We start from the raw sequence: 10041 nt of genomic DNA on the forward strand, positions 1-10041 counted from the left end.
AGGCGGCGCGAGGGATAAAATTTACGCTCCCGGCGGCGTATTTATGCTACCCGTCGGCGACAGACGACTACAGTTTTTCCAGCGACTTCGCGACGAGGCGCACAGGTTTGCGATTACATTTCATCAAAAAACCAAGCGCAAGGAGGATCTGGGCGCTAGCAAGCTAGCAGACGCGGGCGTATCGGCGGGCAGTATCGCAAAGCTAGTTAAATTTTACGGTAGCTTTGAAGCGATAATGACCGCAACGAACGAGGAAATAGAAAAGGTGACGAATAGGAGCGTAGCAGCCAAGATCGAGCAGCTAAAAGAGAGAGAAATTTGAAGCTTATTTTGTAAAATTTGCCCTGAAATTTGAGCCAAATTTGACGTATTTGTTTTCGTTAAATTTGAAAGGGCAAATTTAACTCGCCGCTTTTGGGTAAATTTCGCCGCGGTTATTTGCGAATCAACCCGTCAAATTTGACGCAAAAAGCGATCAAATTTGCACGCTAAACGTAAAATTTACGCGGGCGATTACGTAGCGCAAATTTAAATTCCGCGCCGCCGCCAAGGTCTGCTTCGGCAAATTTAGCGTTTTGCCGCTTTTTCTATCGCTTCCGAGGCTTCGCAGCCCTCATTCCAGCCGTAGACGCACGCCTTTTGCAGATAGTTTTTTGCGCTAGTTACGTCTTTTTCGCCAAGCATTGCGTTGTAGTAAAGTACGCCAAGATTAAAGCACGACATCCCGTCCTTTGCTTCGCAGGCTTTGCGCCAGATTTCGCCCGCTTTTTGCGCGTCTTTTTTGACGCCGAGTCCCTGCTCATAAAGCGAGCCTAAATTTGCACAACCCAGCAGATAGCCGCTATCGCAGGCTTTTTTATAGAGCTCGGCGGCCTTTGGTTCGTTCTTTTTAACCCCTTCGCCTTTGCGGTAGGCGACGCCCAAATTTACGCAGGCTCGCACGTACTCCCCGTCGCACGCCTTTTTAAACAGCGCGAACGCCTTTTCGTAGTTTTTGTCCAGGTCGCACTCCTCAAGCTTGATGCCGATGTAGGCAAGACCTAAATTATCGCAACTCTCAAAGTCGCCTGCGTCGCAACCTCTTTGCAGTCCGCTCGTATCGCATTTTGCAGCATTTAAATAAACCGCCGTAAAAGCGGCTAAAAATATAAATTTATTCATCTTGTATTTTAACGTCAAATTTGACGAGCCGTTTTGTAACTAGCGCAAATTTAAGCCCGAGCAACTGAGCAAATTTGACGAAAGATTACGCCCGTCAAAAGGCAAATTTGACCTAGATTTACGCCTTTTTGCTCTTTTTCTTGCCTTTGCTATCGGCCTCTTCGCCTTTAAACCACCCTTTTATCTTGTCCAAGATTCCTTCGTCTTCTTCCTCGTCGTAGCTCGCCTTGCCCGCCTTGATACCAAAGCTCTCTTGCAGCTGATTTAGTAGAGAGATTTGCTCGTCCGTTAGCTCTTTTGGCGTTTTTATGGAGATTTGAGCTACGAGCCTGCCGTATCTTTTGCTGTTTACGTTTTTCACGCCAAGCCCGTCAAATACGAACTGCTGCTTATCTTTTGCGCCGACTGGCAGTTTTAGCTCGGTCGTGCCTTTTAGCGTCGGGATCGTGATCGTCTCGCCTAAAATCGCCTGCGTGAAAAATACCGGAATCTCAATATAAACGTCGCTTTCATGGCGCACGAAATGCTCGTCGGCTTCAACCTCGATATGCACGTACAGATCGCCCCTGGCGCCAGTTGAGGAGACGTTGCCTTTTTCGCTCACGCGCATTCGCATGCCGTCGTCGATGCCCTCGGGGATATTTACTTTGACGCTTTGGCGTTCCTCTTTAAAGCCGCTACCGCCGCAATCAGAGCATCTATCTTTGACCGTTTCGCCCGTGCCGTTACAGTACGGACACTCCTGCACGAAGCTCATAAAGCCCCTTTGCTGCGATATCCGCCCCCTGCCCTCGCAGTGCGGACATACGTGCGTTTTGCCGTCTTTCGAGCCACTGCCTTTGCAGGTTTGGCACGGCTTTTTGATCGTAAATTCTATCTCTTTTTCGGCACCGAACACCGCTTCGTTAAATTTGATCCTAAGAGCTATCTCTAAATCAAGCGGATATTTGTCGCTGCTTCTTTTGCGGCTGCTTGCGCCTGAGCTAAATCCGCCGCCAAAAAACGAGTTAAAGATATCTCCCAAATCAAAATCCGCGCTAAATCCGCTAGAGCTAAAGCCGCCTCTGCCCTCAAGCCCGGCTTTGCCGTATCTATCGTATATAGCGCGCTTTTCCTCGTCGCCTAGCACTTGATAGGCTTCGTTTACCTTTTTAAAATTTTCTTCCGCTTCTTTGTCGCCTTGATTGCGGTCGGGATGGTACTTTAGCGCTAGTTTTCTAAATGCTTTTTTTATGGTTTCAGAGTCGCTATTTTTGCTGATTTCTAAAATTTCGTAGTAGTCTATTTCCACAAAATCTCCTAAAATTTTTAAATTTAAAGGGCGATTTTATCTTATTATTTATAAAAATTCAAAGCGGGGGAGAATTTTAAACGAGGATAGTAAATTCGGAAAAAAAATTTAACATTTTTTGGTTATAATCATTTTCGTTAAATCTATTTGAAAGGCTTAAAATGATTAATGTTTTAATGATTGAAGACGATCCGGAATTCGCGCAAATCCTATCCGAGTACTTGAGCGATTTTAATATAAAAGTAACAAATTTCGAAGATCCTTATTTGGGACTAAGCGCCGGAGTAAAAAATTTCGACCTGCTTATCCTAGACCTTACACTACCTGGCATGGACGGCCTAGAAGTGTGCAAAGAGATCCGCAGTAAATACAACATCCCTATCATCATCTCTTCTGCTCGCAGCGACATCAGCGACAAGGTCGTGGGCCTGCAGCTAGGCGCGGATGACTATCTACCAAAACCGTACGATCCAAAGGAAATGTACGCGCGCATAATGAGCCTAATCCGCCGCTACAAAAAGACCAACGAAGTGCAAGAAGAGGTCGTAGATACGCTATTTAGGATAGACGAGCGCAGACACGAAATCTACTACAACAACGAAAGCCTAACGCTAACGCCGGCCGAATATGAGATATTAAGCTATCTTATCAAACAGCACAGCTTTTCAGTCTCTCGCGAGCAGCTGGTTTATAACTGCAAAAGCCTAAAAGACAAGGACTCAAAGAGCCTAGACGTCATCATCGGCAGACTAAGAACCAAGATCGGCGACAGCTCAAAAGCGCCTAAACATATATTTTCGGTACGCGGAATAGGCTATAAACTCATAGGATGAGATACTCCTTAACCACGAAGATTTCGGTAGTTTTCGCACTAGCGTTTTCGCTTGTTTGTATCTTATTCTACACGTTTGCGAGCATACAGCTAGATAACGCGCTAGAAAAGATAAAAAACAAGCAGCTAAACGCGATAAACTACCTCATCGCCTCATACGAAAAGTCAAATCCGCCTAGCGATTTGACTAATTATTTTAGAAATTTCGGACTAACCTACGTCAAAAGCGACAAAACCGTCGCAAACGTCATAAGCACGGGCAAGACGGTCTTTGCCAAGCAAACGCAGCTGGGACTATTTCAGTCGTTACTTTTTCAGGATAGTTTGTATCTGCAGATCAAAAATCCTTCGTTTCAAATTTTACTCGAAAGTGACGATACGAAAAACATAAATGACCCGATTTGGGTGGGCTTTATACTCACGACGGCGCTTCTTGTATCGCTCTACGTTTCGGTGATGAAGTCGCTGATGCCGCTTAAAAAACTAAGCTCTGATATCAGGAAATTTGGCGCCGGAAATATGGACGTAAATATCGCAAAACCCGACTCCGACGACGAGATAGCCAAGGTAGCGATAGAATTTGACGCTGCAGCTAGCAAGATCAGGGAGCTTTTGCGCTCTAGGCAGCTGTTTTTACGTACGATCATGCACGAGCTAAAAACGCCGATCGGCAAGGGTCGCATAGTCTCAGAGATGGTGCAAAACCCTACGCACAAAACGCGCTTGATAGCGATATTTGAGCGTCTAGATATACTCATAAACGAGTTTGGCAAGATTGAGCAGCTGCTATCCAAAAACTACGCGCTAAACTATCAGGAGTCGTACTTTTCAAACGTCCTTGACCAGGCGCGCGACATGCTGATGCTCGATAAATTTGAAGAAAAAGTGAGCGTAGATATCCGCCGAGATATCTTGCTACGCGTGGATTTCGGACTCTTTTCGCTCGCGATCAAAAACCTCATAGATAACGCCCTAAAATACGCCGACGACAAAAAGGCGCAGGTCATCTGTGACGCAGACGGCATAGTCGTGAGAAATCTAGGTCAACCGCTGCAAAATCCTATCGAGTACTACATGCAAGCCTTTATCCGCGAAAAGGGCAGCAAAAGTAGCGGCATGGGGCTAGGACTTTACATCATCGACCACATCTGCCGCATGCACAAATTTAGCCTAAAATACTCTTACGAGGATGGCTTCCACTCATTTAAAATTTGCACCAATCCAAAGGAAAGCGTTGAAAAAAGGGCTTGAGAAATTTAACGAGCTCGTGACGGCCTTTGAGCGGCTACCGGGCGTGGGCAAAAAGTCCGCCCAGCGCTACGCCTATCACGTCTGCCTAAAGGATAGCTTCGGCGGGCTAAAGCTCGCTCAAAGCATCGAGGACGCCGTGAGATTTACGGGCAAATGTCAAATTTGCGGCGGGCTTAGCGAGGACGAGATTTGCGACATTTGCAGCGACGAAACGCGAGATAAGGAGCTACTGGCGGTCGTAGAAAGTCCAAAGGATATCCTGGTTTTCGAGCAAAGCGCGATCTACCGCGGTCGCTACTTTGTGCTTGAGGAGATAACGCCGGAGCAAACCGAGAAACTGCGCGAGGTTATCCGCCAAAACGGCGTAACCGAGATTATTTTTGCGCTAACGCCGGGGCTTAGCAGCGACGCGGTGATGGTTTTTATCGAGGATAAGCTAAGCGATTTGGGCGTCAAATTTAGCAAGATAGCCCAAGGTGTACCAACAGGCGTAAATCTCGAAAATATCGACCTTCTATCGCTTATGAAAGCGCTTGATAGCAGAACTGAGCTGTAAATTTAAGTCGGGTGCGCAAAATTTTTTATCAATTTAACGCTACCTTTTTAAATTCGCTCAAATCCAAATTTAAGATTTGGCAAGCAAATTTCAATCGCATTTCAAACAGATAGACATCCTCAAATTTAACCCGCTGCCAAAGCTACTCAAATTTAGTACGTAGCCCCAAAATCAAATTTTACAAGCGCAACAAAGAATAAAAAGAAAATTTAAAAATAGAAATTTACGACCCGAAGGCCGTAAATTTAAGCCGCCCGAAACGAGCGACGAGAAGTTATTTCGTAGTTTTTTGGATATACGAGAACTCGGAAATTTTCGTCCACTCACGAGCTTTAGCTAAAAACGCTCTTTGAGAGTCCAAAATCTCTTTAAACAGCGGATCTTTCGCCGCCTCTTCGTCTAGGATCTCGTCGCTTGCTTTTCTAAGCGCGTCCATAACGTCTTGCGGGAACGAGCGAACCTCGATATCGGGATACTCGGCTTTCATCTTCGCCCAGTATTCGGCGTTATCAAAGAACGAGCGCGTATTTAGCATGCTAGCTACCTCGTTAGCCGCAGCCTCGATCACGGCCTGAAGGTCGGCAGGCAACTTCTCGTAGGTCTTTTTATTTACAAAAAACTGAGTCTGGCCGCTCGGCTCTTGCCAGCCCGTGTAGTAGTATTTAGCGATCTTGTGAAAGCCAAGACCCATATCAAACGCAGGGCTAACCCACTCGACCGAGTCTATCGTACCCATCTCTAGCGCCATGTATAGCTCGCCGGTCGGGATCGTGTTTATCGTCGCTCCCACGCGCGCCATAACCTCGCCGCCAAAGCCAGGGATCCTGATCTTTAGGCCTTTTAGATCATCTACGCTTTTGATCTCTTTTTTAAACCAACCGCCCATTTGAGTGCCTGTGTCGCCAGCGTTAAACACTTTGATGTTGTATTTATCATAAACTTTCTCCTCTAGCTGCTTGCCGCCGCCAAACTCATACCATGCGCGTAGCTCGCTAGCAGTCATACCGAAAGGTACGGCTGTAAAAAACATAGTGTTTGAATCCTTGCCCTTGTAGTAGTATGATGCAGTGTAGCCGATATCGTACTGACCGCCCTTAACGAAGTCTAGGATACCAAACGGCGCCTTGTGCTTAGACGGATAGTCTATCCTCACCTCTAGCCTGCCGTCGCTTAGCGTCTCGACTACGCGTTTAAATTCTTTCGCTGCGTCGCCCAAAACCGGAGTCGTGCCCTCCCAGGTGCTGGCTAGCTTTAGCTTATAGGTTTTGTCCGCTGCGTTCGCGCTTAGCGCTAAACCGAAAGCAGCCAAAACCGCTAAAAACTTTTTCATTTTTGCTCCTTAAAATAAATTGGCCGATTATACTTATTTTTTTTAAAAATTTGGTAAAATTGCGCAAAAAAGGGGCATCCATGAATAAAAAAACCAAAATCCTAGCCACGGTCGGACCGGCCAGCGAATCCATAGAGGTTATGGAGCAATTAGTTTTAGCCGGAGTCAATGCTTTTAGGCTAAATTTCAGCCACGGCACGCACGAATACCATAAATCAAATATCGATAAAATCAGGCAAGTAGAGGCGAAGCTCGGGCGGAAAATAGGCATATTTCAGGATATCTGCGGCCCAAAAATAAGAGTCGGCAAACTAGACAGAAGCGAATTTAAACTAAAAATCGGCGATACGCTAATCTTCGTAAAAGATGAAATAATCGGCGAGCAAATAGACGAAAATCACTATAAGCTTTGCATAAACCAGCCTCAAATTTTAGCCGCTCTAAAAACGGGCGAGTACATATACCTATGCGACGGACAAATCCGAGCCAAAATCACGGAAGCAAGCGCCCAAAAAGTAGAAGCCGTGGTGGAAAACGACGGGATACTCCGATCGAATAAAGGCGTAAATTTCCCAAACACCAAGCTTAATATCGAAGTTATCACGCCTAAAGATTTAAAAGATTTAGAATTTGGCGCAAAAAACGGTGTGCACTTCGTCGCGATCTCTTTCGTACAAAACGCAAACGACATAAGAAAAGCTAGAGAAATCCTAAAAGGCTTTGGCTCCAAAGCTCAAATTTACGCCAAAATAGAAAAATTTGACGCAGTAGAAAATATCGACGAGATCATCGAGGTCAGTGACGGCGTGATGGTCGCTCGCGGAGATCTAGGTATCGAGGTGCCCTACTACAAGGTGCCGACGATCCAAAAACTCATCATCAAAAAAGCAAACGAAGCGGTTAAGCCAGTCATCACGGCTACACAGATGATGCTAAGCATGGCCGAGCACGAAACGGCAACTAGAGCCGAGATCAGCGACGTAGCAAATGCCGTACTAGACGGAACTGATGTAGTCATGCTAAGCGAAGAAAGCGCGGTCGGCATCAACCCCGCAGCCGTCGTAGAAGCAATGAGCAATACTATAATCCAAACGCAGCAAATTTATCCTTTTAACAAATTTGATTTTGACCGCTACGACGATACGGACATGATGGCGTCTAGCACCGCAAGGCTCGCCTCCGCGCTAAAAGTTGACGGCATAATCGCGCTAACCTCATCGGGCGGCTCGGCAGCAAAACTAGCCAGATACCGTACGGATATAGATATCATCGCCATAACGCACAACGAGCAGGCCGCGTATAGGCTGACTCTTTGCTGGGGCATAACGGCGGCATTCGTGATAGAAAAAGAAGAAAGACTGCACACGCTCATGGCTAAATCAATCAAAGCCGCAGTCGAAAAAGGCTACATAAAAGACGACAAAAGCTACATCATGACCGCTGGCTATCCGACGGGAGTGGCGGGTAGCTCAGACTTGATCAGAATTTTAAGAAAAGCTCAGATAGATTATTATCTAGAAGAAGCCGATAAATAGAGGGCTTTTCGCATCGAGGCCTCGATTTTGGCCTCGTCAAGCGAGCCCTCAAAAAATAAATTTAACGCTAAAACCGCCTGAAAAAGTAGCATCTCTGAGCCGTCTTTATGCGCGAGCCCGCTAGCGGCGGCTAAATTTAAAAAAGGCGTTTTTTTGCCGTAAATCACGTCAAAGGCAAATTTGGCTTCACTAAAAATCGGACGCAAAATCTCGATCGGCGCGGGCAAATTTTCATCTTTTAGTCCTGCCGAGGTCGTATTTACGACGAGATCAAATTTGCCGCAATTAAATTTGCCAAAATTCGCCCAGCTAAATTTTTCAAATTCAGCAAAATTTGCCAGCCTCTCCTCGCTTCTATTTAGCACGCAAACTCGCACGCCGCGGCTTTTTAGCGCATATGCGACCGCTCTAGCCGTTCCGCCGGCACCCAAAATGAGAGCTGAATTTATATGTCCAAAACTCTCTATCGTTCGTAAAAACCCGGGCGCGTCGGTATTGTAACCGTAAATTTTATCGCCGCGAGCTACGAGAGTATTTACGGAGCCGATTTTAGCAGCCGTTTCGTCTGGAGCGTCGCACTGCGCGAGCGCGGCTTCTTTGTGAGGTACTGTGACGTTTGCGCCGCTTAGTTTTAGTTCTTTAAATCTAGAGATGAGTTGCGAGCCGTCCGCTAACTCGTATCGAGTATAGAGGGCTTCGCGAGATAGACCAAGCTCGCCGAGAGCTAGGTTGTGTAGTCTCGGCGAAACGGAGTGGGATATAGGGTTGCCAAAAACGGCAAAAACCATCATTTTATATTTACGATAAAGGCGTTTGGAGCGGCACTTTGCTTGATTTTAGCAAGCTCGCTTTTTAACTGCTCGCCGCTATAAGGGCCGACTAGAACCTTGATGATTTCATTGCCGTTTACATTCGTCCTGTATAGCTTATAGGCGTATCCTGCGGCTTTTAGTTTGCCAAGCTCAGGCGCTTTTTCATTAAAGTGTTTAACGGCGAAAACTTGCACGTAACTACCGCTGTGAGTATCGCCGCCGCTAGCTGCAGGAGCTTGTTTAGCCGGCTTTTGTTTTGCTTGTTTTTCTTTAGCTGCATCGTTTTTAGGCTGTTTTACAGGTTTTTCTTGTTTAGGCTCTTTTTGTTTTACTACGTTTACGTGTTGCTTAGGCTCGGCTTTTGGTTCGCCTGGCTGAGCGCTTGGAGCGTCATTTTGCTTTAAAGCACCTTGTATAGTAGAAGACTCGGTCGGCGTAGGAGCTGTCGCGCCTGCATCTTGCTGCCTTTTATCCTCTTTTTCCTTAAGCGCTTTTACCATATCCTCAAAGCTATCTTGGCCTTTGTTTTCAGGCACGATAGGCACCTGCTCAAAGGCGGGATTTGGCTGCTGCGCCTGAGGCTCGGACGGAGGAGGCGGTGGAGCGACTGGCGAGACGTTAGCTTGTGCTACTTGCGGCGCAGGCTCGTTAGGCGGCGTAGCAGGCACGCTCACTTGCTGAGGGATACTTCGCGTATTATCTGGCTCAGGCGGCAAAACCAGCCTAGAATCAGTTTGTGCAATCTGATCGTTAGTTTCGGAGGAATTTAAAAATTTCATCACGATGAGAACAGCTAAAAAGATGATGACAAAAACTGCGACGAGGATGAGTATCCTCTTAACGCTTTTGCTCTTTTTATCCTCGTTATTATCAAGCATGATGTCTCTTAGCTCGTTATATTCCATTTTCACTCCTTACATATGTTTTGACCAGCTTGCGCCGCGCTCTTTTTGATAAACTTTGTACGGCAACGTCAAGATATTAAATTCTTTCGGTAACTCCATCGTCGGAAACACTCTCCACTCTTTAACCAAACGCGAACTAAGCAACATAGATAGTTTATTCGCTATCTGATAGCCCTCATTTAGCGTCGTGTGCCCTTTGTGTATATAAAGGTGCAAGTGTCCCGGTGTCTTGCTCTCGTAGGCGGTAAAATTTATAAATCCCTCCTCGCGGAGCAAAAGCTGAGCTCGGTGCCAAAAGCGCTCAGGCATCCTACCGTTGTAGTCAAAGACGATATTTTCTACCTTGTCGCCAGGCAGTATCAGCGAGT

General features: G+C 46.3%; 10 protein-coding genes and 1 pseudogene. 5 read left to right on the forward strand and 6 right to left on the reverse strand.

The window, feature by feature from the left end:
- A pseudogene (locus Q0314_RS03440) lies at window positions 1-322 on the forward strand (excinuclease ABC subunit C); the annotation flags it as partial.
- Between the two features lie 245 nt (window positions 323-567).
- Here Q0314_RS03440 and Q0314_RS03445 read toward each other — a convergent pair.
- Both Q0314_RS03445 and dnaJ read right to left on the reverse strand, forming a co-directional pair.
- Entirely contained in the window at window positions 568-1179 is a 612-nt protein-coding gene (locus Q0314_RS03445; protein ID WP_298056520.1) for a tetratricopeptide repeat protein, read from the reverse strand.
- Between the two features lie 100 nt (window positions 1180-1279).
- Entirely contained in the window at window positions 1280-2452 is a 1173-nt protein-coding gene (gene dnaJ, locus Q0314_RS03450) for a molecular chaperone DnaJ (RefSeq protein WP_298056523.1), read from the reverse strand.
- A gap of 161 nt (window positions 2453-2613) precedes the next feature.
- On the opposite strand from dnaJ, the gene Q0314_RS03455 reads away from it, so the two are divergent.
- Genes Q0314_RS03455 through recR form a run of 3 tightly spaced genes read left to right on the forward strand, consistent with a single transcriptional unit; the run spans window position 2614 to window position 5091 of the window.
- Entirely contained in the window at window positions 2614-3285 is a 672-nt protein-coding gene (locus tag Q0314_RS03455) for a response regulator transcription factor (RefSeq protein ID WP_002948262.1), read from the forward strand.
- A complete protein-coding gene (locus Q0314_RS03460) occupies window positions 3282-4535 on the forward strand; it encodes an ArsS family sensor histidine kinase (RefSeq protein WP_298056528.1) in 1254 nt (417 codons plus the stop codon). Before Q0314_RS03455 ends, Q0314_RS03460 begins: the two co-directional genes overlap by 4 nt.
- Window positions 4519-5091: a recombination mediator RecR gene (recR, locus tag Q0314_RS03465; protein WP_298056532.1), complete on the forward strand. Its 573-nt coding sequence runs from the start codon at window positions 4519-4521 to the stop codon at window positions 5089-5091. Before Q0314_RS03460 ends, recR begins: the two co-directional genes overlap by 17 nt.
- A gap of 274 nt (window positions 5092-5365) precedes the next feature.
- Here recR and dctP read toward each other — a convergent pair whose 3' ends face one another.
- On the reverse strand, window positions 5366-6421 hold the full coding sequence (gene dctP, locus Q0314_RS03470) for a TRAP transporter substrate-binding protein DctP (protein WP_298056534.1): 1056 nt from the start codon (window positions 6419-6421) through the stop codon (window positions 5366-5368).
- A gap of 80 nt (window positions 6422-6501) precedes the next feature.
- Here dctP and pyk point away from each other — a divergent pair, with 80 nt between their 5' ends.
- A complete protein-coding gene (gene pyk, locus Q0314_RS03475; RefSeq protein ID WP_298056536.1) occupies window positions 6502-7956 on the forward strand; it encodes a pyruvate kinase in 1455 nt (484 codons plus the stop codon).
- On the opposite strand, the gene Q0314_RS03480 is transcribed toward pyk, so the two are convergent.
- From Q0314_RS03480 to Q0314_RS03490, 3 genes are all read right to left on the reverse strand, one after another.
- A complete protein-coding gene (locus Q0314_RS03480) occupies window positions 7932-8747 on the reverse strand; it encodes a shikimate dehydrogenase (protein ID WP_298056539.1) in 816 nt (271 codons plus the stop codon). The two genes, pyk and Q0314_RS03480, sit on opposite strands and share 25 nt — an antisense overlap.
- The gene (locus tag Q0314_RS03485; RefSeq protein WP_298056541.1) at window positions 8744-9673 is read right to left on the reverse strand and encodes an SPOR domain-containing protein; all 930 of its coding nucleotides are present in this window, start codon (window positions 9671-9673) and stop codon (window positions 8744-8746) included. The genes Q0314_RS03480 and Q0314_RS03485 overlap by 4 nt, the downstream gene beginning before the upstream one ends.
- Window positions 9674-9682: 9 nt before the next feature.
- On the reverse strand, window positions 9683-10041 hold a 359-nt coding region (locus Q0314_RS03490; protein WP_298056543.1), incomplete at its 5' end, for a DUF1882 domain-containing protein.

It is taken from the genome of uncultured Campylobacter sp., from assembly GCF_938040115.1.
GTDB lineage: Bacteria > Campylobacterota > Campylobacteria > Campylobacterales > Campylobacteraceae > Campylobacter_A.